Annotated in this window: 18 protein-coding genes; 12 read left to right on the top strand and 6 right to left on the bottom strand. The window is 43.7% G+C overall.

The features are described 5' to 3' along the window. Positions 1-105 precede the first annotated feature (105 nt). Complete coding sequence (locus MUCPA_RS18055; protein WP_008508346.1) at positions 106-3,618, top strand: gliding motility-associated C-terminal domain-containing protein; 3,513 nt, start codon at positions 106-108, stop codon at positions 3,616-3,618. A gap of 619 nt (positions 3,619-4,237) precedes the next feature. Here MUCPA_RS18055 and MUCPA_RS18050 read toward each other — a convergent pair. Both MUCPA_RS18050 and MUCPA_RS18045 read right to left on the bottom strand, forming a co-directional pair. Next, on the bottom strand, positions 4,238-5,980 hold the full coding sequence (locus MUCPA_RS18050) for a S41 family peptidase (RefSeq protein WP_008508345.1): 1,743 nt from the start codon (positions 5,978-5,980) through the stop codon (positions 4,238-4,240). Between the two features lie 69 nt (positions 5,981-6,049). Next, on the bottom strand, positions 6,050-6,265 hold the full coding sequence (locus MUCPA_RS18045; RefSeq protein WP_008508343.1) for a hypothetical protein: 216 nt from the start codon (positions 6,263-6,265) through the stop codon (positions 6,050-6,052). Between the two features lie 119 nt (positions 6,266-6,384). On the opposite strand from MUCPA_RS18045, the gene MUCPA_RS18040 reads away from it, so the two are divergent. From MUCPA_RS18040 to MUCPA_RS18000, 9 genes are all read left to right on the top strand, one after another. Beyond that, a complete protein-coding gene (locus MUCPA_RS18040; RefSeq protein WP_008508342.1) occupies positions 6,385-6,972 on the top strand; it encodes a porin family protein in 588 nt (195 codons plus the stop codon). 354 nt (positions 6,973-7,326) lie between these two features. Then, positions 7,327-8,097, top strand: coding sequence for a 2-dehydro-3-deoxy-D-gluconate 5-dehydrogenase KduD (gene kduD / locus MUCPA_RS18035; RefSeq protein ID WP_008508339.1), 771 nt, complete (start codon positions 7,327-7,329; stop codon positions 8,095-8,097). A gap of 106 nt (positions 8,098-8,203) precedes the next feature. Beyond that, a complete protein-coding gene (kduI, locus tag MUCPA_RS18030) occupies positions 8,204-9,034 on the top strand; it encodes a 5-dehydro-4-deoxy-D-glucuronate isomerase (RefSeq protein WP_008508338.1) in 831 nt (276 codons plus the stop codon). A gap of 15 nt (positions 9,035-9,049) precedes the next feature. After that, positions 9,050-10,699: a glycoside hydrolase family 28 protein gene (locus MUCPA_RS18025; RefSeq protein WP_008508336.1), complete on the top strand. Its 1,650-nt coding sequence runs from the start codon at positions 9,050-9,052 to the stop codon at positions 10,697-10,699. Between the two features lie 6 nt (positions 10,700-10,705). After that, on the top strand, positions 10,706-12,634 hold the full coding sequence (locus MUCPA_RS18020) for a glycoside hydrolase family 88 protein (protein WP_008508334.1): 1,929 nt from the start codon (positions 10,706-10,708) through the stop codon (positions 12,632-12,634). Positions 12,635-12,806: 172 nt separating this feature from the next. Further along, positions 12,807-14,306, top strand: coding sequence for a tagaturonate reductase (locus MUCPA_RS18015; RefSeq protein WP_008508333.1), 1,500 nt, complete (start codon positions 12,807-12,809; stop codon positions 14,304-14,306). A 17-nt stretch (positions 14,307-14,323) separates the two neighbouring features. Next, entirely contained in the window at positions 14,324-15,976 is a 1,653-nt protein-coding gene (locus MUCPA_RS18010; RefSeq protein WP_008508330.1) for a UxaA family hydrolase, read from the top strand. Positions 15,977-16,165: 189 nt separating this feature from the next. Beyond that, positions 16,166-17,566 carry a glucuronate isomerase gene (gene uxaC, locus MUCPA_RS18005; protein ID WP_008508329.1) on the top strand — a complete coding sequence of 467 codons (1,401 nt, stop codon included), beginning with the start codon at positions 16,166-16,168 and terminating at the stop codon, positions 17,564-17,566. Further along, positions 17,563-18,579: a sugar kinase gene (locus MUCPA_RS18000; protein WP_008508328.1), complete on the top strand. Its 1,017-nt coding sequence runs from the start codon at positions 17,563-17,565 to the stop codon at positions 18,577-18,579. The genes uxaC and MUCPA_RS18000 overlap by 4 nt, the downstream gene beginning before the upstream one ends. 65 nt (positions 18,580-18,644) lie before the next feature. Here MUCPA_RS18000 and MUCPA_RS17995 read toward each other — a convergent pair whose 3' ends face one another. The 4 genes from MUCPA_RS17995 to MUCPA_RS17980 all read right to left on the bottom strand — a co-directional run bounded on the left by MUCPA_RS17995 (position 18,645) and on the right by MUCPA_RS17980 (position 22,433). Continuing rightward, complete coding sequence (locus tag MUCPA_RS17995; RefSeq protein ID WP_008508326.1) at positions 18,645-19,532, bottom strand: TIGR01777 family oxidoreductase; 888 nt, start codon at positions 19,530-19,532, stop codon at positions 18,645-18,647. Positions 19,533-20,200: 668 nt separating this feature from the next. After that, a complete protein-coding gene (locus MUCPA_RS17990; RefSeq protein WP_008508324.1) occupies positions 20,201-20,581 on the bottom strand; it encodes a hypothetical protein in 381 nt (126 codons plus the stop codon). A 257-nt stretch (positions 20,582-20,838) separates the two neighbouring features. After that, on the bottom strand, positions 20,839-21,291 hold the full coding sequence (locus MUCPA_RS17985) for a YhcH/YjgK/YiaL family protein (protein WP_008508322.1): 453 nt from the start codon (positions 21,289-21,291) through the stop codon (positions 20,839-20,841). Positions 21,292-21,407: 116 nt separating this feature from the next. Then, complete coding sequence (locus MUCPA_RS17980; RefSeq protein WP_008508320.1) at positions 21,408-22,433, bottom strand: sugar kinase; 1,026 nt, start codon at positions 22,431-22,433, stop codon at positions 21,408-21,410. A gap of 226 nt (positions 22,434-22,659) precedes the next feature. On the opposite strand from MUCPA_RS17980, the gene MUCPA_RS17975 reads away from it, so the two are divergent. Both MUCPA_RS17975 and MUCPA_RS17970 read left to right on the top strand, forming a co-directional pair. Next, positions 22,660-23,322: a beta/alpha barrel domain-containing protein gene (locus MUCPA_RS17975; RefSeq protein WP_008508318.1), complete on the top strand. Its 663-nt coding sequence runs from the start codon at positions 22,660-22,662 to the stop codon at positions 23,320-23,322. Between the two features lie 33 nt (positions 23,323-23,355). After that, positions 23,356-24,729, top strand: a complete 1,374-nt coding sequence (locus MUCPA_RS17970; RefSeq protein ID WP_008508316.1) for an MFS transporter — start codon at positions 23,356-23,358, stop codon at positions 24,727-24,729. The last annotated feature ends 39 nt before the right edge of the window (positions 24,730-24,768 follow it).

Here is a 24,768-nt window from a genome sequence, read left to right as displayed (position 1 = left end):
ATCAAAGCAGTTTTATAGATTAACTCACTATAATTTTTTAGTTATCAATTAAATATAATTGAAGTAATATCAGGAAAATTGTATTTTAGGGCATCCTTATCACCTATGTATCTTAAAACAGCATTAGCATTTTTCCTTTTTATATTATTTGTATCAACCGCCTTCCCTGCAACCATTGTAGTAACATCCAATGCAGACTTGGGGCCGGGCACTTTGCGCGAAGCATTAACCACCGCGGCTAACAATGGCACTACCGAACAAGATATCATCACTTTCAATTTACCGGGATCGTTGATATCCGACCGTATCATCCGTTTAAAAACACAACTGCCTTTAATTACGGCCAATGTAGTGATCGATGGTACAACACAATCAAGTAGCGCATTTGGCGTGTCTGACAGTAAGGTAATTATAGAACCCGAAACCTCTCCCGCCTATTTTAGCGGATTGGTGATCACCGGCGACTATACCACAACTAACATTACCCAGGGAGTTGAAATTTACGGACTATACATTCGTAATTTCGCCAAAATTACCAATCTGGTTAATTATGATGGCCAGCAAGGTTCGGGTATTTACATCCAGGGAAACGCCTCCGGAATCAAGATAGGGGCACCAGGCAAGGGCAACGTGATTTGCGGCAATATTAACGGTATTTACAACGGCACTAATTATTATTACAACTACTACTCGGGCGATATTAGTATCCAAAGTAACATTATTGGTTTATCAGACGATGGTATAACCCCCATCAGTAACATTAACGGCATCAGCATTAACTCGTTTACCACCAATACTATCGGCGGCGATAATGCAAACATGGGTAATACCATAGGCGCCTGTGCTTCGGGGATAACCATCAACCGGTCAAACTACTATTACAATACCTTACAACAAACAATCAGCATCAAAAACAATAAAATAGGGACCGATTATTCGGGCACAATGGATTACAAACAAAGCCCTATTTTTCTGGCGTCTTCATTTCTAAAAACCTATGGCATCAACATCAGCTCTCAGAATACCAATGTTGATATATCTGCCAATCTGATTTCGGGGCAGATAGGCTACGGGATTTTTATTGCTTCATCTACCTATACCATCACTAACAATAAAATTGGCACCGACATTACCGGCACACAAAACCTGGGCAACTATGAGGCTATCCGGTCTGACGCGAGCGCCAAAGGCATTATCGGCGGCACAGGCGCTACCGATAAAAACTATATCGGGTTTAATACTTATGGCATCGAGGTATATAACAGCAACCAGGCAACTATTACTCAAAACAGCATTTTTTGCAACAGCAACCTTGGCATCAGCGTCTCGTCAGTCAATTACCAAACGCCGTTTGTCCAAATCCTTACTTTTCGCAGCGATAAGGTGGCCGGTATTGCCACGCCCAACTCGGCGATAGAATTGTTCTACTCGGACGATTGCGGCAATGTAAATTGCCAGGGTAAGGAATACCTGGCCACAGTACAGTCTGACGGTTCGGGCAAATGGTCATATTCCGGAACAATCAGCCACACGGTGGTGGCTACGGCAACCAACAGTTCAAAAAACACCTCACCTTTCTCGTCGCTTAATTTGATGGATAACGAAGCGGTGCTTAAAAACTATACCTGTGCCTACAATGGCAGCATTACCATTCCGCAACAACGGGATGGAATTTTATTTCATTGGGACAAAAAGGAGCCAAGCGGAACAACACTTACCCCTTTGAGCGATACGCAAAATATTGATAACCTGCAGCCCGGAACTTATGTGTTAACTATTCAGTACCCCGGCGGTTGCCAAAAAGTAACGCAACGATTTACCATTAACGATCAACGCATTAAAAACATACAGATTAAACCACCTGTACCAGAGTGCAGGAAAAAAAGCTTCCCGGTAAGTGCTACAATCACGGGTGGTACAGGTAACATAGTATTTAAATGGGTTAATGATAAGAATGAGGTAGTTAGCACTGGCAATTATACAAATGTCCCGGGCGGCAAATACGTATTACACGTTACAGATGATGCCGGTTGCGATGTAACATCCGACCCAATAACGATAGTACCCCTGCCCGGGCCGGAATTTGATCTCAGCAGGATGGTCCGCCCAAATGCCCACTGCGGTGAGAAAGACGGCTCCATCACAGGCATCATTGCTACCCCTGGTGTCGGTCAACTCAGATATTCCTGGACAAACAACAATAATGAGGAGATCAGAACAACACTGGACCTAACCGGTGTTCCAAGTGGGTATTATACACTTACCCTGAAGGATGATAGTCAATGCAGCAATTGGAGTACCGGGCCGCTTTACGTAGGTGAAGATCTCTCCGTTTTTATTGGTGAAGCCAACAGTATTACCCCGGTTACCTGTGATGCATCAAATGGTGCAATCAATGCCATAGGCACGGTTAGCAATGCATCACAGTTTAGCTGGTTCAAAGATGGTGGCCCTGAACTTGTGCAATATAGAGATAAGTTACTTCTAAACGGACTATCGCCCGGTAACTATAGACTGCATGCTGTAAATCCAGGCAATGGGTGTGATAATTACCGCACCTATACAGTTCCGCGCATCCCACCCGATGTATTTTCCGCAAGCTATACTAAAGCCGACGTAACCTGCGGCCTGGGAGACAACGGCAGCATCATGGTCAATTTCAACACAACCACAACTCCCGCAACTTATACCTGGACAAACGAAAGCGGACAAATTGTACGAACTACCAAAGACATATTAAATGCGGTACCGGGCAAATATACCCTTACGGTTACCGATAGAGTTGCAGGCTGTACCTCTATACTTTTTAAAGATATTGAAGTGCTGAATATCCCCTTATTGGCCTTTGACCCATCAAATAATCCGACACCACAACCCGACCAATGCGACCAGCAAATGGGCAGCATAACCGGTGTGGTGGTTACTGGCGGCGTACCGCCGTATACCTACCACTGGACGGATAGCGATGGCAAAGCGGTTGGAGGCAATACCGCTTCTTTAACTAATATCGGTTCCGGAACTTACCATTTAACGGTTACCGATGCCACGCCTTGCGGCAGTCTGATCGACGCAACAGCTCATCTGGTAGAAAATGCTAAATATCTTCCGCCCGCGCCTATTCTTGGCAATCAGCAAATATGTACACCCGGACCGGTAACCTTGTACGTTAAAAATGTACAACCGCAAGGGCTATATAAGCTATACGAGCATTATGATGATGTTGTACCGGCCCAAACCAGCGCTAATGGGCAGTTCAATATAGATGTAAAGCAGAGCGGCGATTATTTCGTAAGTTACAATGTTGGCTCGTGCGAAAGCTATCGGTTTAAGGTACATGTAGAAGTGATTCTGGTTGATGTTAGCTTCGGCAACGCCTTTACCCCCAACGGCGACAACATTAACGATTACTGGAAAATTACCGGGCTCGAGAAATTTCCGGGCGCTACGGTACAGGTATTTAACCGCTTTGGCCGGTTGGTGTTTGAGTCGAAAAATTATCCCAAGCCTTTCGACGGCACATTAAAGGGCAAACCTCTTCCGGCTGGTGTATACTATTATATAATCAACATCAATATGCCATGTAATCTTATTACCGGGAATTTAACCTTGCTGCGTTAGGGAAGTGCTTGAAAGCAAGAGGGTACATAACCGCTTTATTGCGGGTAACGGATCATCAGCGGAAAAAACGGGGATGACGTTTGAACCTTATAATTAGATATAGGAAATGTGCGCAAAAGCCTGACTGCACGCCGGGCCGGGAGCTGGCCTGCGGGCGGAAGGATCGGGCAGTCTTGACTTTTTTGGTTCTTTTTGTGTCAAGACAAAAAGAACAAAGCCCTTCCCGCGGCGTTTGAGCGGGCCGATGCTCTAAATTAAAGAATACTGACTATCAACGCAAAATATACGTACTGACAATCAACAACTTGAAACCTAAAGAGCCGCTCTGCATAGCTTAGAGATTGCTTCGTACCTCGCAATGACGTCTTCTTAAGTCATTGACATACAGCAAAAAACCATCATTGCGAAGCAGCCGAGAACTAAGCAGAGCGAACATACCTCCGTGCGATTGCTTCGTTCCTCAATGACATAGTTTAAGATGCCTTTCAAAAGTTATTCCTGTTTTTTTCGGGCTGGCCGGATTGGTTCATCGATGACATAGCTTACTATGCTTTTGAAATGTTATCCTTCTTTTTCCGGACGCCCGGTGGAATACTTAGCATGGCTGGGAAGCCCTACCTTAATCCTTATTCTTCACCTCAGGCTTGGTAGAGGCTATTGTGATCTGTGGTTTGCCAATAATTTTGTAGCTACCCTCGCCTTTTAAAATAGAAGCCACCATGTTTTTATCCTGCAATACCTTAACACTCTGGGCCAGTTCCCTATCGTATTTAAAATTGCATTCGTAACGGCCTTTTTCAAAATAGTATCTGGAAACTATTTCGTTTTCAAGCACCTGTTTTATTTCCGCTTTATGTTGCTCAAAGTCATTCTCTTTCGAGTTCGTTAATTTAGCTTGCAGGGCGTCATATTCTGCTTTAATATCACTAAACTCTTTGTCTTTGGTGGCTTGCGCTTTTAAGTCTTTTAATATCTTCTCGGATGGATTACTGTAATTATAATCTTTACCGGCCAGGTATTTTACAAAATCGTTGTAATCAGCATCGCTTAAAGTAAACGTTTTGGGATCGGGTAGCTTAACGTGCGCATTACGGTAAACCGTGGCATAATCAAACACAAACAATTTGCCTACCAAAACCTGGGTAATATTGGCAAAGCGTTCTTGCTTAACCACTAAATCAGGGTAAATGGCGCTGCCATCATAAACAGAACGGCCATCCCTGGTTTTAAACTCATGCATGGTAGAATCGGCAACCCTGTCAACCGTACCATCAGCATTGCGGTGCGTATAATCTAACGACTGGATACACCTGCCCGAAGGGGTGTAATATTTGGCGATAGTAATTTTAACCAGGCTGTTATAAGGCAGGTTAAACGTTTGCTGCACCAGGCCCTTACCATAACTACGTTGCCCGATGATAACGGCTCGGTCCAGGTCTTGCAGGGAGCCGGCCACAATCTCAGAGGCCGAAGCCGAATGGTTATTCACCAAAACCACCAAAGGCAAAGCAGGCTCGATGGGGTTGTTGTTGGTACGATAGGTATAATTTTTTTCTTTTACTTTTCCTTTTTGCGACACTACTTCCACATCCTTGGGCACAAACAGGTTCACAATTTTCACTGCTTCCTGCAAAATGCCGCCACCGTTTGACCGCAGATCCAGGATGATACCATTAGGGTTATTTTTTTTTAGCGTAACCAAGGCATTGGTTACCTCATCGCTGGAGTTCTCTAAAAACTTATCCAGCTTAATATAACCCATATTGCCATTTACCATACCAAAGTAAGATACATTGGGCTGCTTAATCTCGTCGCGAATCAGATCTTTAAGTATTGGGGTGGCTACTCCATCGCGCTTAATCAATAACTTAATGGCTGCGCCTTTGGATCCTTTGAGTAATTGGCTCACCTGGTCGCTGTTTTTTGTAGTCAGGTCGATGTCGTTGATCTTTACAAACTCGTCTCCCGCTCTTATATCTGCTTTCTGCGCTGGGAAGCCTTCAGCAACTTCGGATACAACAACTTTTTTGTTTTTGGTGAATATGCTTGCGCCTATGCCGCCATATTGTGTACTTACGTACTTAAGCTTATAATCTTCTATTTCAGACTCGGGTACAAACTCGGTATAAGGATCGAGTCCGTCAAGCATCGCATCAACACCGGTTTTAACCAGTTTGGCAGGGTCTACCTCATCTACATAATTAATGTTGATCTCTTTATAAACCGAGGCAAAAACGTCCAGATTTTTTGAGATCTGGAATAAGTCGTCATTGAAACTCCACAAAACCAACGCCAACGAAAATACCCCGGCACCTATCCCTATCCGTTTATAAGTTTTGCTCAACACAACGCGCCTTTCCATGTTACTATACTGTTATAAAAACATAAAAGTAATAAAAAAGCCTTTGTGTTTGCGGTGTAGTTAAAATTATTACAACCGGTTGTTATCAATATTTACCAGTGCTTTTTTTAAGGTAAAAACAACGTACTTACGGTCGCGGTTAACTAAGGCCATTAAGCGCGTAATCAGGTCGTCCTCCTGCCCTTCTGCATAAGCCAACTGCTCGTTGGTAATATGGTTGTATTTACGCTGTACTTTAATTTTTACTCTTTCCCAATCCTTGTTACTAATATTGATCTCGGCCATTGTGTGAGTTTATTTGGAACAAAAATAAAAAAAATCAGTTCTATATACGGTTTTATTAATTTTGTGAATCAATTGTTTTAATCACATCAATTTATAACCCCCAATTTAAATTTACTCAGATGAAGAAGTATCTATTAAGCTTAGCCATATTAACGCTGATAACCGTAGCTGCCAGGGCACAATTTACCTTAGGATTAAAAGGCGGTGTCAATATTTCAAAGATTAATACCGATAATTTATCAGAATCAACCATTGCAGGTTACCAGTTTGGCGCTTGGGCACGCCTTGGCAAAAGCACCTACATCCAGCCCGAAATGTATATAGGCAGCAAAGGCGGCCAGTTTAATTTTGATAGCAACGGAAGCAACGCTGGCGGTTCGGCCAAAGTTAAATTCACCACGCTGGATGTTCCGGTGTTGATTGGCGAATCATTCGGCGTAAGCCATCTTAACTTCCGCATTATGGCGGGGCCGGTTTACTCGTACATTTTAAGCAAGGACGAAAGCTTTTCAAGCAACCTCGGCTCGGCTTATCGCGATTTTGGAAACTACAATAACAGCACCTTGGGTTACCAGGTCGGCGCCGGGGTAGACCTGGGTAATATATCCATTGATGCCCGGTACGAGGGAGGCTTAACCAGGCTTAACGAAAAATATGGCCAACGGGCCAGCTTGTTCCATATCAGTTTAGGGTTTAAAATACTTTAACCAAGCAAAACATCATGACGATCACGGAGCCTGTATTACAGGCTTTTTTTTATTTATGGCTTGGTGCTTAATAACATTATTACCGGTAAAAAACCAGGATACCTAAACCTTGGCTTCTTAAAAACTAAACAATATTACCATAAGCATAAGCTATCTTAACAGTTAAACAACATCATGCTTAAATATTTAATAATTTTCGCCAAATTACTAAACCAGGTATGATGCTAAACCGGTTATCTCGGGAACGATTGCACAACTTTTTTCCCTATAAATGGTTAGTTTCTACTTAAAACTCCTTAAAATTGCTTGGAGAAATATATCAAACCTAAAAACTCAACATATACAACCCCACTTATGCAAATACAAAAATTATTTGATCTTTCGGGTAAAACAGCTATCGTAACCGGATGCAACCGCGGCATTGGCAAAGCTATGGCCTTAGCCCTGGCTAATGCCGGGGCCGATATTATCGGCGTTTCAGCTTCTATCGCCCTAAGCGGAAGTGAGGTTGAACAGGAAGTCACATCGCTGGGCCGTAAGTTTAAAGCCTACCAGTGCGATTTTGGTAACCGTGTATCCCTGGAAGCTTTTGCAAAACAAGTGCTGGCCGAAAATCAGCAAATAGATATCCTGGTGAACAATGCGGGTACCATTATGCGCAAACCCGCTGTAGAGCACCCTAATGATTATTGGGACACTGTTTTAAACATTAACCTGGATGCTCCTTTTATTTTAAGCCGAGAAGTGGGCAAACGGATGATTGAGCAGGGTTCGGGCAAAATTATTTTCACGGCATCATTATTAACTTTCCAGGGCGGTATCAACGTACCCGGCTACGCGGCAAGTAAAGGCGCTATAGGCAGCTTAACCAAAGCCTTTGCTAACGAATGGGCCTCAAAAGGGATTAATGTAAACGCCATAGCACCAGGATACATTGCCACAGATAATACCGAGGCACTGAGAGGCGATCCGGACAGGAGCAGATCCATCCTTGAGCGTATCCCTGCGGCACGCTGGGGTCAAGCCGATGACCTGGGCGGCGCAACCGTTTTCCTGGCCTCATCAGCCTCTGATTATGTTAACGGCGTCATACTGCCGGTGGATGGTGGGTGGCTGGGCCGCTAAAAAACAAACATTATCGGTGAAATCAAAACTCATCGGCGAAATCAAAACACTAAAATCAAATCGGTGAAATCAAAACCCATCGGTGTAATCAAAATTAAAATATATAATGGAACAACGATATCATAATAGCGCAAAAGAAGTGAGCACCATGACCACTGCTGAATTGCGCGGTAATTTTTTAGTAGATAGCCTGATGAAGGCAGACGAGATCAGCTTTGTATACAGCCATTACGACCGTGTAATTGTAGGCAGCGCTGTACCGGCTAACGGGCCCATCAGCTTACCCAACTACCCTGAACTACGTGCCGAATATTTTTTAGAGCGCCGCGAATTGGGAATTATCAACATTGGCGGTCCTGGTGAAGTTGTAATTGACGCTCAAACCTTCGCCATTAATAAACTGGATTGCGTTTTTGCAGGCAAGGGCTCAAAGGAAGTAACCTTTAAGAGCTTAGACGCTACCAACCCGGCAAAATATTATTTACTATCGGCCCCGGCACATAAAGAATATCCGGCCAGCCTGATGAAAAAGGAAGATGCCACACCGGTAAGCATCGGCTCTGCCGAAACGTCAAACGCGCGTACCATTTACAAATACATCCATTTAGATGGTATCCGCAGCAGCCAACTGGTAATGGGCCTTACCGTTTTAAGCACCGGCAGCGTTTGGAATACGATGCCATCGCACACGCACGATCGCCGGATGGAAATGTATTTCTACTTTGATGTAACTCCAGGCCAGGTTGTGTTACACCTGATGGGCGAGCCACAGCAAACCAAACACCTGGTGATGAAGAATAACGAAGCCGTTATTTCTCCGCCATGGTCAATTCACTCGGGTTGCGGCACGGCCAATTATTCGTTCATCTGGGGTATGGCCGGCGAAAACCAGGTTTACAGCGATATGGATCCTGTGGCCATCGACGAATTAAAATAACTACAAAACCAGGTAATGAATAAAGTATTAAAGTTAAGTTTCGGCCTGTTGGCAATAAGTACCTGTGCACTTGCACAGTTTCCTGGCATTAACCTGCCCAAGGTAAAACAACCGGCCTTTAAAACCGATACCTTTAATATTAAACAGTTTGATGCCAAAGGCGATGGTCTTACCCTGAACACCAACAGCATTAACGATGCTATTACCTCCTGCAGCGAAAAAGGCGGCGGCGTAGTGCTTGTTCCGGGTGGTGTATGGCTAACCGGCCCTATCGACCTGAAAAGCAACGTTAACCTGCACATTGACCGTGACGGGATATTGCTGTTCACCAAAGATTTTAACCAGTACCCTATTGTTGAAGGATCGTACGAAGGTTTACCGGCTGGCAGATGTAAATCGCCCATATCCGGTAAAGACCTTCAGAATATAGCCATCACCGGTACAGGTATTATTGATGGTAACGGCGATGCCTGGCGCATGGTAAAAAAAGACAAACTTACCGCAACGCAATGGCAGGATAAAATAGCATCGGGCGGATTGCTGAGCGCCGATAAAAAAACCTGGTACCCAACCGAAAAATCATTAAAAGGATCACAGGCTAAAGATCCGGGGATTTTAAAGGAAGGCCGCTCCATACAGGACTTTGAAGTATACAAGGATTTTTTACGACCCAACATGGTTGTACTGAACAACTGTAAACGGATATTACTGGAGGGCGTTACCTTTCAAAATTCGCCGGCATGGAATCTGCATCCCTTTTTATGTTCAGACCTTACCCTGCGTGGCGTCAATGTTAAAAACCCTTGGTACGCCCAAAACGGAGACGGCATTGATCTTGAATCGAGCACCAACACGCTGATCGAGAACAGTACGTTTGACGTGGGTGATGACGGCATCTGCATTAAATCGGGACGGGACGAGGCCGGGCGCAAGCTGGGCAAACCTACCGAAAATGTAATTGTACGTAATTGCGTGGTTTACCATGCCCATGGCGGCTTTGTAATAGGCAGCGAGATGAGCGGCGGAGCAAAAAATATTTTTGTGTATAACTGCTCGTTTTTGGGTACCGATGTTGGCCTGCGCTTTAAAACAACCCGCGGGCGTGGCGGCGTAGTACAGAATATTTATGTCACCAATATTAACATGAAAGACATTGGGGCCGAGGCCATTTTGTTTGATATGTATTATATGGCTAAAGATCCGGTTGCGCTATCCGGCGAAAAGCGCGATGCCCCCAAGGTTGAGGTGCTGCCGGTAACCGAGGCAACACCACAGTTTAAGGATTTTCATATCAGCAATATTGTTTGTAACGGAGCTGCAACTGCTTTGTTTATACGAGGCCTGCCCGAGATGAACATTTTAGGGCTATACCTTAACGATATGGTGATCAAAGCTAAAAAAGGAATGGTATGTACCGAGGCTACCGGCGTATACATTAAAAACTTCCGGATGATTACCGATGATACCAACCCGGTTGTTAGCATTGATAACAGCCAGAGTATCTACCTGGATCATATCGCCTATAAACCCGGAAGCGATTTACTGTTTAAAATATCCGGAAGCAAAACATCGGATATTGCGGTAACCAATACCCCTGCTTCGGCGGCCAAAAGTAAATTGTTACTTACAGATGGCGCTACACAAAAATCAATTCATATTAAATAAACATTGATGAAAAAAGGTATTCAATTAAGTATCCTCACGCTATCGTTGTTTTCGGCCGGGCTAAATGTTTACGCTCAGGAAAAACCGATGTCGCAAAGAATAGCCGCCACGATCATGAAGAATATGCCTTCAGATACCTCGGCAGCGGCCGGTGGCAAGCCATTTAAAAAATGGAACTATGACGAAGGGGTAATACTGAAAGGGATTGAAGGTGTATGGCTGCAAACTGCCGACAGGAGCTACTTTAAATACATTCAGCAAAGCATGGATAACCTGATCAATGCTGATGGCACCGAAATTAAAGGCTATAAAAGCGACGATTACACCCTTGATAATATTTTGTGCGGGCGCAATATGCTGATGCTGTATAATACATTAGGTACTGCAAAATACCTTACCGTAGCCAACACCCTGTATGATCAGCTTAAAAAACAGCCCCGCACACCCGAGGGCGGCTTTTGGCACAAAAAGCGATATGTTGACCAGATGTGGCTCGATGGCTTGTATATGGCCGAATCTTTTTATGCCGAATACGCTGCTGAATTTCACCATGAAGCCGATTTTGATGATATAGCCAAGCAATATATCCTGATGGAGCAGCATGCGCGAGATGCTAAAACAGGCTTATTGTACCACGGCTGGGACTACAGCAAAAAAGAAAAATGGGCCGACCCAAAAACCGGCTTGTCGGCCAATTTCTGGGCCCGGGCCGATGGCTGGTACGCCATGGCCTTAGTTGATGTACTGGATTACCTACCCGCTAACCATCCCAAAAGACCGGAGATCATCGCAATACTAAACCGTTTGGCTACTGCCATCCAAAAATACCAGGACCCTAAGAGCGGTGTTTGGTACGATATATTAGACAAAGCAGGCGAAAAAGGTAATTACCTGGAATCGTCAGCATCATCTATGTTTGTTTATGCCCTGGCCAAAGGTGTCAGGTTCGGTTATTTGCCCGAAAGCTTTTTGGCTGTTGCCGATAAAGGTTATAAGGGAATTATTAAAGAATTTGTTGAAGTTGATGCCAACGGCCTTACCAATTTAAAAGGAACGGTTAGCGTATCAGGCCTGGGCGGCCAGCCCTACCGCGATGGCAGTTATGCTTATTATCTGAGCGAGAAAGTGGTAACCAACGACCCTAAAGGCATCGGCGCCTTTTTACAGGCTGCCGTTGAAATGGAACGCCTGGCTAACCGCAACTTAGGCAAGGGCAAAACCGTTATACTCGATTCCTATTTTAACGATGAGCATAAAAAAGATGTTACCGGCGCTTCTATCTCTTACCATTATAAATGGGATGAGCAGGATAACAACGGCTTTACCTTTTTTGGCAATGTATTTCAAAACTACGGAGTTAAAACCACTACCTTATACCAGGCGCCTACTGCCGCGAACCTTAAAAAGGGCGATATTTATATCATCGTTGATCCGGACATCCCGAAAGAAAACCCAAACACAAAATACATCGAAGAGGCTCATGTTAAAGCCATCAGCGATTGGGTGAAGGCAGGCGGCATGCTGATTGTTTTAAATAACGATACAGGCAACGCCGAGTTTAAGCACCTCAACAAACTCATGGCTAAATTTGGTATTCAATTTAACGAGGATAGCCGCAACCACGTAACCACACCTCATTTTGAAACCGGCGCAATCAACATCCCTACCACCGATCCTATATTTAAAACCGCTAAAAAGATCTACATCAAAGAAATCTCGACCTTTAAAGTAAACCCTCCGGCAGTTGCCGAATTAGTTGACGGGAAAGATACCATCATCGCCACGGCCAAATACGGTAAGGGAACAGTTTTTGCAGTAGGTGACCCGTGGTTTTATAACGAATATACCGATGGACGCAAGCTACCGGCTGATTATGATAATTACAAAGCCGCCAATGATTTAGTAAAATGGGCGCTTAAACAAATTCAGAAATAACCAGGTAACGCGTCGTGAGCAAGGCATCTAAGTATATTAACTTATGTATTGCAGCAGGTTTAACCTGGTATGGTACTGCTCATGCGCAAAAAACAGATGCCATTACCAAAAACTAATAGATAAGCCTATCCCGACTGGGCTAAAAAAACACTTAACAAAATAACACACCCATATGATACTTTCACAAAATAACCTTAAAAACATTGCCGTTCCCGGATTGGTGGTGCCCGACGAGAAATTGTTTGATTTGCCCGAAAGGGTACTACAGTTTGGTACAGGGGTTTTACTAAGGGGCCTGCCCGACTATTTTATTGATAAGGCTAATCGTCAGGGTATTTTTAATGGCCGTGTGGTAGTGGTTAAATCAACCGATACAGGCTCCGCTACCGATTTTGACCAGCAGAATGGCTTGTACACTCTTTCTATTAAAGGTATCGATAACGGCCAAAGGGTTGAAGAAAACATCATATGCTCTGCCATTAGCCGTGTATTAACTGCCGGTAACGATTGGGCCGCCATTATGGAGTTTGCCCGCAATCCCGAGTTGCAGGTGGTGATATCAAATACTACCGAAGTTGGCATTCAATTGGTTGAAGACGATATTCATAATACGCCACCTGTATCTTTTCCGGGTAAATTATTGGCGATACTGCATGAGCGTTACAAAGCCTTAGGCGGAACCGAAGCCAGTGGCCTGGTTATTGTACCCGCCGAATTGATTGTTGATAATGGTAAAAAACTTAAAAATATTGTTTTAGAACTGGCTGCAAACAATAACCTGAGCAGCGACTTCATCAACTGGTTAAACAAATACAATCATTTTTGCAATTCGATGGTTGACAGGATTGTACCCGGAAAGCCGGATGCTAAAACTATCGAAATTTTAGAATCTGTTGATGGTTATAAAGATGATTTGCGTATCGTATCAGAGGTTTACAGCCTTTGGGCCATTGAGGGCGATGAAAAGGTAAAATCGGTTTTATCTTTTTGCCAGGTTGATGACGGAGTGATCATAACACCTGATATTGAAATTTTTCGCGAATTAAAATTGCGCCTGCTTAACGGAACACATACTTTAAGCTGTGCGGTGGCCTTTTTATCTGGTTTTAAAACGGTAAAAACAGCTATGGACGACCCTTTGTTTGCTGATTTTTTATCACAATTGATGATCCATGATATATCCCCGGCTATCCCCTACAGCATAAACGAATCGATGAAGCATACTTTTGCAAACACCGTGCTTGACAGGTTCCGCAATCCGCATATTGAGCATCAATGGATCAGTATATCGGCTCAATATTCATCTAAAATAAAAATGCGCGTATTGCCCCTGCTTTTACAGCACTACAGGCTAAGCAGCGAAGTGCCCGAATATATAGCCCTGGGTTTTGCCGCGTTTATCCGCTTTATGAAAGTTGAGAAAAATGCGAAAGGCGAATACATTGGCAACAATAACGGCGTTGAATATAAAGTGACCGATGATAATGCTGCGATATTTGAGGAAGCCTGGAAATTGGATAACGTTAACGATGTTACAAACAGCATCCTGTCCAACGAAAACCTTTGGGATGGCCCTAACCTGACTATATTACCTGGCTTTGAAGATGCCGTTGCCAGTAAATTAGCGGCTATTATGCAACATGGCGTTTTAGAACTGATTAGCAAAAAGTGAATTAGAAAATTATTATAATGAAGCAGAAAATATTAAAAGTACACCCAGCCGATAATGTAGTAGTAGCACTAACGGATTTGCACCCCGGCGAAACGGTTGAGTACGCGGGAAGAACATACACCGTAAAAGAATTTATTGCAGCCAAGCACAAATTTGCTGAAGACCTGATTGCCCAGGAGCAACAGATTATAATGTACGGGGTATTGGTTGGCAAGGCGCAAAGCGATATACAAGCTGGCGGTTTATTAAGCACCGCTAATGTAAAACATGCCGCGAGTGGTTTTTTAACCGCGCAGCATCACGATAGCTGGCAACAGCCTGATACCTCAAAATGGGCAGGCAAAACCTTTATGGGCTTTCACCGCGAGGATGGCAGCGTGGGTACAGGCAATTACTGGCTGGTTATACCTATGGTATTTTGCGAAAACCGTAACCTTGAAGTATTGCAGGATGCCCTGGTAAAACCATTGGGCTACGGCAGGCATAATAGCTACGAAACCAAAGCGCAGCAACTGATTAACCTGGTAAAAGAAGGCGGCAGCGTCGATCAGGTTTTATATACCGAAGTGAAAGATGGTACCGCTGTTGCTAAGGCTAACCGTGTTTTCCCTAATGTAGATGGCATTAAGTTTTTAACGCACAACGGCGGTTGCGGCGGTACCCGCCAGGATGCTACCGCGCTTTGCGGCTTACTGGCCGGTTATATTACCCACCCTAACGTTGCGGGCGCTACCGTAATGAGCTTAGGCTGCCAAAACGCACAGGTATCCATTTTAGAAGAAGAAATTAAAAAGCGTTCGCCCAACTTTAGCAAGCCGTTGTATGTATTAGATCAGCAAAAGGTTGGTAAGGAGTCGGATTTATTAGATCTGGCCATCCGCCAAACTATGGCCGGGCTTATCGAAGCTAATAATAATGTACGCCAGCCTGCACCTTTAAGCAAAATCACTATTGGCCTGGAGTGCGGCGGGTCCGACGGATTTTCGGGCATTTCAGCTAACCCCGCTATCGGTTATACATCCGATCTGCTGGTGAGCCTGGGCGGCTCGGTTATCTTAGCCGAATTCCCGGAGCTTTGCGGTGTTGAGCAAAACCTGATAGACCGCTGCGTGGATAAGGAAAAGGCCGACCGCTTTAGCTACCTGGTAAAAACTTATGCCCAACGCGCCGAAGAAGTAGGATCGGGCTTTGATATGAACCCTTCGCCGGGTAATATTAAGGATGGTTTAATTACCGACGCCATCAAATCTGCCGGAGCGGCGAAAAAAGGCGGTACGTCACCGGTGGTTGATGTGTTGGATTATCCCGAAAAGGTAACCAAACCGGGCTTAAATTTATTATGTACTCCCGGTAACGATGTGGAATCAACCACAGCCGAAGTAGCATCGGGCGCCAACGTGGTATTGTTTACCACCGGCCTGGGCACGCCAACAGGCAACCCTATTACCCCGGTAATCAAAATATCAACCAATACCAAGCTCTTCAATAAAATGAGCGATATTATTGATATCGACACCGGTTCGATCATTGATGGAGACGAAACGATTGAACAAGCCGGCGAGCGGATTTTGGATTACGTGATCAAAGTTGCCAGTGGCGAAATTGAAGTAAGCGCGGTACGCCACGGGCAGGATGACTTTATTCCGTGGAAGCGCGGGATATCGTTATAAAATAAACCTCGCCCATTTATTTGTCATTTCGACGAGGAACGAGGAGAAATCTTTTACAAGCTGTATATACGAGGCGCAAAAGATTTCTCCTTCCAGTCGAAATGACAAAGTTTATAAATAAAAAATCGGTGTAATCCCAAATCCAAAAATCAGTGTAATCAAAAAGAATCCTGATACAATCACAATATAATGAAGAAGTTCTTAAACGAAAATTTTTTACTGCAAAACGCAACGGCAGAAAAGCTTTACCATGACTATGCTAAGCAGATGCCGATCATCGACTATCATTGCCACCTGCCGCCCGACCAGATTGCCAATGATATCAATTTTGAAAACCTTACCCAGATCTGGCTCTACGGCGATCATTATAAATGGCGTGCCATGCGTGCCAACGGCATCAACGAGCATTTTATCACTGGTAAGGCCAGCGATTACGAAAAGTTTGAAAAATGGGCGGAAACGGTTCCGTATACTTTACGCAACCCGCTTTACCACTGGACGCACCTGGAGCTTCAACGTTATTTTGGAGTAGACGCCATTCTATCAAAAACTAACGGTAAAGATGTTTACGAAAATTGCACGGCCCAGCTTCAAACCAAAGAATTTTCTGTTCAAGGTATCATCAAAAAAATGAATGTCAAGGTGATCTGCACCACAGACGATCCGATTGATAACCTGGAGCATCATCAAAAAATTGTAAAGGATGGTGCCGAAGTAAAGGTAGCTCCGGCTTTCCGCCCCGATAAGGCAATGAACGCTGATGATGTTGCGGGCCTTAACGCGTACATTGACAAAGTTGAAGCCGTTACCAATATTTCTATCCACAGTTTTGATGCCTACCTTTCGGCCTTAAAACAACGTCATGATTATTTTGCCGCCAACGGATGCAAAGTATCTGACCATGGTTTGGAACAGATTTATGCTGAGGATTATACCGATGCCGAGATTAACGCTATCTTCCAAAAGATACGTAACAACCAGGCTTTAACCCATACCGAGGTGCTGAAGTTTAAATCGGCCATGTTGTATCATTTCGCCATTTGGGATCATGAAAAAGGCTGGGTTCAGCAATATCACCTGGGTGCTTTGCGCAATAACAACGCCCGCGCCCTTAGCAACTTAGGCCCCGATACCGGATGGGACTCGATAGGCGATTTTAGCCAGGGGGTAGCCTTATCTAAGTTTTTAAACAGATTAGATACCACTGACCAGTTAGCAAAAACCATACTTTACAACCTGAACCCCCGAGATAACGAGTTAATGGCTACCATGATTGGTAACTTTAACGATGGCTCTGTTGCCGGTAAAATTCAGTTTGGATCGGGATGGTGGTTCTTAGATCAAAAGGACGGCATGACCAAACAGTTAAATACCCTATCAAATATGGGCTTATTAAGCCGCATGGTGGGTATGTTAACCGACTCACGCAGCTTTTTATCTTTCCCGCGCCACGAGTATTTCAGAAGGATAGTTTGTAACCTGTTTGGCGAAGATGTAGAGAATGGTGAGTTACCTAACGATATCGAGTGGTTAGGTCAGGTTATCCAGAATATTAGTTATAACAACGCCCAACAATATTTTAACTGGTGATAAGTAAAGTTTTGTGTTTCGGTGAATTATTGCTGCGCGTTTCACCCGCGTCGTTAGATGCTGACGCCGAAAAACATCCCTTTTATTTATACATGGGCGGTGCCGAGGCTAACGTGGCCACGGCTTTGGCCGGATGGAATGTTCCGGTAAAATATTGTACTGTTTTACCGGACAATTTCATGTCTCGCCATGTGATCGATTATCTGGAGTATAAAGGCATTTTCACCTCGTCTATTTTGTTTGCCGGTAACCGGATAGGGATCTATTACCTGGAACGTGGTGCCGACTTAAAGGGCAGCATGGTTTATGATCGTGATCGCTCTTCCTTTTCGGAACTCAAGCCCGGCATGATTGATTGGGATAAAATATTGCGCGATGTATCGTGGTTTAATTTTACGGCCATCAGCCCAGCGCTTAATCAAAACGTTGCGGATGTTTGCTTAGAAGCCCTGGAAGCTGCCTCACGCAAAAAGATCACCATCTCGGTGGATTTAAATTACCGTTCGCGCTTATGGAAATATGGTAAACAGCCTATTGAAATAATGCCCAAATTGGTTGAGCATTGCGATGTGGTAATGGGCAACATCTGGAGTGCCAACAGCTTATTGGGTACCACCATAGACGAGCATATCCATGATAAGCGAAGCAAGCAGGCTTACCTTGACCACGCCGAAGCTACATCCTTAGAGATGATGCGCCGATTCCCTAAATGTAAAACGGTTGCCAACACCTTTAGGTTTGACAGTGATAAAGATGACTTGAAATACTATACCGCCCTGTATACCCAGGGGAAACCGTATCACTCGCACGAGTTTAGCTGCTCGGGCGTTGTTGATCGCTCCGGAAGCGGCGATTGTTTTATGGCGGGCCTTATATACGGCCTGTATAACAATCACGAACCACAAGAATTACTCAACTATGCCACAGCAGCGGCTTTTGGTAAATTACAGGAACAAGGCGACGCTACCGGCCAGGATGTGCTTACCGTAAAAAAAGTAAAGGCAACTGATTAAACGCCTTTACTTTTTTTTAATTTAATACCTTGCGTATAAGCCAGAATAAGTTACCGGTTAACTTATTATTTCAGCAAATTTGTTATAGCCGATTTAATGTCTGGATATTCAAATTGAAACCCAGCCGCCGTTAACCTTTCGGGTATTACCCAACGGCTTTTTAAGATCAGTTCTGTTTCCGTTTTGATCAATACAGCACCCATTTTAAGTAGCCATACCGGCGAAGGCAGGCCGAATTTCATATTCATACTTTCGCGCAGGGTTTGCATCAACTTTTGATTATCAACCGGATTTGGCGATGAACAATTAACTACCCCCGCAAGTTGACTATTGTTTTTAATAAAAAGAATGATATTCAACACATCCTTGATATGGATCCAGCTGAATTTTTGCCTGCCATTGCCTTGTTTGCCACCCAGGCCAAATTTCACCAGGTTTTTAAATGGCCCCATCACCCCTCCTGCTTTACCCAGTACAATAGCCATCCGCAAGGCAACCTGCCGTGTGCGTGGCGTATTGAACGAAAAAAACATCTGCTCCCACTGTGTGGCTACATCTACCGAAAAACCGCCCCCAATTTCGCCGGTGCTCTCCGTCATGGCCCTATCCTCGGCATGCCTGTAAATGGTGCCTGTGCTTGAATTAATCCAGAGCTCGGGCGGGTTGCTGCACTTTAATATAGCCTCGCCCAATATTTTGGTAGTTTGCAATCTCGAACTAAAAATCTCGGCCTTGTTTTGATCATTATACCTGCAATTAACGGATTTGCCTGCAAGGTTGATCAGCATGTCGGCATTATTCAGAGCTTCCATTATCGCTTTATCATCCTGCCATTGGATATGGCCTGGTTGCCGGGAGATGATCAAAACCTGATAACCACTATCGCGCAATTGCGCAGCCAAAAACTGGCCAACAAAGCCAGTTCCCCCAGCTAAAACGACTTTCTTATTCATAATTGATAAAGGTATTAATGTATTACGGTTTCAGTTTGAGCCCACAAAGCAATGAAAAAGATATTGGCTTTAAAATCACGCAATGATTAGCTGTTAAGATACTGATTTTCAATACTTAACATCTCTACATCATGTCATCCCGACGCGAGGAGGGATCTTCTAAAAGCGGTAAGTATGCATCATATTAGGTGCATTGATTATCAATGTGCTGCCTTTGCTCCGACAATCAGTATCCTTAATTTAGAGCATCGGCACGCTCAATCGCCGCGTGAAGGGGCTTGCCACGTTATTCACTGTTGTTTGTTTTTGGTGTGAATGATTGCTAACGCAGTTTTGTCTTGATACAAAAAGTAACCCAAAACCGACCGTAGGGAGCTTATAATGATGTCTTCTTAAATCATTGACAGCCAGTATAAAAATATCATTGCGAGGTACGAAGCAATCGCGAACTATGCAGTGCGAACATGCCTCCGTGCGATTGCTTCGTACCTCGCATGACATAGTTTAAGATGTTTTTCAAACGTCATCCGTATTTCTTTCCGGCTGGCCGGGTTCTTACTTATAATGACTTGTGTCCAATCTTATCTTCATTGTCAAAGCCACGGGATTGTTAACATTTTTACGCCAATACTTGGCGAATGCAAGCACTCGCCAAGCTTAATATCACTTTAATTATTGGCTTTTTCGGCCTGTTCCTTCAATTGTTGCTGGGCCCTATTGCGTAACTTAAAGAAAACAATCAGATTCAAAAAATGCATACCACCTAAAATTAAAATGATCCAGCCCAATTTACGGCTTAATACTTCTACCACTACCTGCGTATCCGGGATGGCGCCAACTTCTTTAAGTGCGAGGCTCATGTAGCCGATGTTGACCAGGTAGAAGCCAACTACCAAAAGTTTATTGACAGAATCGGCCAGCAGCGTATTGCCATGGAAGATATCCACTAAAAATATCCGGCCGTTTTTAAAAAGAACCTTAGCTACCCAAACGGTAAGGGCGATACTGATAATGAGGTAAAAAGTGTAGGTTAAGATGAAGTAGTTCATGATATTGATTGTTTAAGTAATTAATTTTTCAGAAACCAATGAAACATGTATCGAGATGATTTCCTAATTCCATATACAAATGTAGATCATTGTTTTTAAACTTTCAAATATTATTGAAAGTTTTATTTTCAATAACCCGGAGTTAGAAGAACAGTAATCATCCTAACATATTTTGAATACCAGTTTATCAGCTGGGTATTAAATAAAAAAAGCCTGCTCAATTATCTTAAGCAGGCCTTTTTTTATAAGGGTAGTTATTATGCTATCCTTACTTTTACTACTAATTTTTTGATCAGCCCCTCGCCCATCATTGGCGCGTGAACATCTTCTGGATAAAAAATGGCAAACTGACCGCCTTTTAATTTGAAGGTGGTATCGGCAGCGTCGTTGTAAAACAGCACGTCTTTCTCGTCGTTATATTCGCCTCTGGGGTCAATACAATCTGTGCGGGGTCTCCATGCGATGGTTTCGGTACCGCGGATACATAATTGAATATCGATATTTTTATTATGGCACTCAAACTTGCCTGCCGCAACCTCGGGAGTAACACCTTCCTTATCGGTTACAAAAGCCACAACACCATCGGCAATTTCGTATTTGCCAACTTCCAGGTTAAGTAAATCCTGAGCCTTCAGGTATTCAAATGCTACCTGGTAGTTTTTATGCAGGCTGTAATATTTATCAGCTTCTGCTAATTTATCTATAATCATGATTGAGTTTTTTAGTCCATAGTCCATGGTCGATAGTCCATAGCTAAACCTACTATATTTAATTAGTTATCTATGGTCCATGGACTATCGACCATGGACCATAGTATAACTACCTACTAACGTTGAACGCGGCCTGAGCCGTCACCCTTAACCAGCTCCTGAACTTCGCTTAAAGTAGCGTGGTTCAAGTCACCTGGGATGGTGTGTTTAATAGCCGAGGCAGCAACACCAAACTCGGCGGCATCAGCCATTGGCAAGCCGGTAACTAAACCGAAAATGAAACCGCTGGCAAACGAGTCGCCGCTACCTACACGGTCAACAATACGTACATTGTATTCTTTAGTGTGGTAAAATTCGTTACCATCGTACACTAAGGCGCTCCATCCGTTATCAGATGCGCTATGGCTTTCGCGTAAGGTTGAAGCAATATATTTAAACCCGAATTTTTCTTTCATTTGTTTAAATACATCTTTATAGCCGTCAAGGTTCAATTCGCCCTTGGTAACATCAGTACCAGCGCTTTTAAAACCTAAAGTGGTATCAGCGTCTTCTTCGTTACCAATACAAACGTCAACATATTTACAAAGCTCGGTCATTACTTCGCGGGCTTTTTCTTTGCTCCATAATTTTTTACGGTAGTTAAGGTCGATGCTGGTTGTAATACCTTTTTCTTTAGCGGCTTTTAATGCGGCTAAAGTAAGCGCCGCAGCTTTATCGCTCAAGGCCGGGGTAATACCGGTTGTATGGAACCAATCAGCACCTTCAAAAATTTTGTCAAAATCAAACTCGCTGGCATCAACTTCAGATATAGAAGCATCGGCACGGTCATAAACCACCTGCGAGGCACGCATAGAAGCACCTGTTTCTAAAAAGTAAATACCTAAACGTTTGCCACCGCGGGCAACATACTGTGTATCTACACCGTAACGGCGTAAGTGGTTAATAGCAGCCTGACCGATAGGATTTGCAGGAACCTTGGACACAAATGTTCCGTTTAATCCATAGTTGCAAAGCGCTGCTGCAACGTTTGCTTCACCGCCACCATAAGTAACATCAAAGGTGTCGCTTTGAACAAATCTTTTAAAATCAGGAGTTGATAATCTTAACATGATCTCTCCCAGCGTTACGACTTTTTTAGACATCGTTTAGTATGATTTAAATTTGATAAATAAGTGATTGGTATTGTACCCGCAAAAGCAGGGTTGCCAAAATTACACTAAACATAACTAATTACTAAGTTTTTATAAAAAAATCTACGGGAACGATTGCGTAAATAATTGTACTAAATGCCTGTTACGCCATCATCTTTATCTTATTTCTTTCTACTTTAGCCCAAAATGTATTGAGGCATTAAATTATACTATTACCATGGACAAAAAATCAACTCTTTTAAAATTAATACCGGAGCAAGGTATTTTACCCTTGTTTTTTAACAAGGATGCGGAAGTAAGTGTGAAGCTTTTATATGCGCTTTACGAAGCAGGTATAAAAACTATTGAATACACTAACCGTGGCGAGGCCGCTTTTAAGAATTTTGAAAAATTGCGCAAAGTTTGCGATACAGAGCTTAAAGATATGTACCTGGGCATAGGCACTATTAAAGATGGTGAAACCGCGCAGAAATTTATTGACGCCGGTGCTGATTATATTATTAGCCCCGGATTGGTTGAAGATGTAGTACCTGTGGCTGATAAACATGATATATTATGGTTTCCGGGTTGCATGACGCCATCTGAAATTATCCGTGCCGAAAAGCTGGGCGCTAAGGTAATCAAGCTGTTTCCGGGCAATATCCTGGGCCCCTCGTTTTTATCGGGTATCAAAGAGCTTTTCCCTAACTTATTGTTTATGCCTACAGGTGGGGTGGACATGACAAAAGAAAGTATCTCCGGATGGTTCAAAGCCGGTGTTTGCGCAGTTGGGATGGGAAGTAAACTGGTAAGCAAAGATGTGATGGAAAACCAAAAATATGCTGAATTAACTGCTGCAACTAAAGAGGCCATTGAAATAGTGAAGGCCTGCAGAAGTTAATTGCTACTTACCAATATCTAAATCGTAAAAATTATGACCGAAGCTAAATTGGGAAGATACAGGTGGACCATTGCCGCCTTGCTTCTCTTTTCTACTACAATTAACTACATGGACCGCCAGGTGGTTAGTTATTTGAAGGAGTACTTTTGTACTCCCGTTGAGCAGGGCGGATTTGGCTGGACTAACATTGACTACGGAAATCTGATATCCTGGTTTACCTTTTTTTATGCTTTTGTAACAATCATAAGCGGATGGGTTATTGATAAGATAGGCACCAAGCTGGGCCTGGCATTATCGTTGATAACCTGGTCGTCATTCGGTATTTTAAATGCTTTTGTCGGTCGCACCGTAGCGTTGAATATTGCTGTAAGAAGTTTGTTCGGCATAGGCGAGGCAGGTAACTTTCCGGCCTCTATTAAAACCGTTGCCGAGTGGTTCCCCAAAAAAGAAAGAGCTTTGGCTACTGGTATATTCAACAGCGGCTCAAACATCGGGGCTATGGTAGCTTCCTTATTTGTGCCCTGGTGTATGCTTTATTTCGGGCCTGCATTAGGCTGGAAAATGGCTTTCATCTTAACCGGGGCAATCGGGTTTATATGGCTCATCTTCTGGTTTATCCTGTATGATGCTCCATCAAAACATAAATTTCTTACCAAGCAGGAATATGATTACATACATAGCGATGATGTAGTTGTACATGTGGCTCCCTCTGAAGATGTTTCGTTACTTGAAGACAAGGCTAAAGTTTCGTGGTTTAAATTATTACGTTATCCGCAAACCTGGGCCTTTTTTGTAGGCAAGTTCATGACGGATGGTGTTTGGTGGTTCCTGTTGTTCTGGTTACCCGATTATTTGAAAAAACAATTCGGCATGAACACACACGATGTACGCTGGCCTACATTTATAGTATATGGTATTGCCATTTTAGGCAGTGTATACGGTGGCCGTATCCCCATGTTGTTTATGAACCGGGGTATGGAAGCCTATAAGGCGCGTATGCGTTCCATGCTGATCATTGCGGTTTTACCACTGGCATTACTGTCAACCCAATATTTTGGCGATAAAGCAAGATTTGGCGATAATGCATCGCTGCTTGCCATTGCGGTTATCTGTTTAGGTGCCGCTGCTCACCAGGCATGGTCGGCTAATTTGTTCACTACCGTAAGCGACATGTTCCCTAAAATTGCTGTAGGCTCCGTTACAGGTATTGGCGGTGCAGCCGGTGGTTTGGGCGGGGTACTTATCCAGCAACTTGCGGGTAGGTTAACCCAGCATTATATTGAAACACCGCAAACAGCGTATCTGATTATGTTTTGCACCTGCGCGCTGGCCTATGTAATTGCCTGGAGTGTAATGAAGATCCTGGTGCCTAAATTTAGCCCGATAAGCTCGGAAGAATTACTTTAACAGCAACCATTGATAAAAGCGGGCCTGGTACCAGGCTCG

The organism is Mucilaginibacter paludis DSM 18603, from assembly GCF_000166195.2.
In the GTDB taxonomy this organism is placed as follows: domain Bacteria; phylum Bacteroidota; class Bacteroidia; order Sphingobacteriales; family Sphingobacteriaceae; genus Mucilaginibacter; species Mucilaginibacter paludis.
This window is presented reverse-complemented; position numbering and strand designations above follow the sequence as displayed.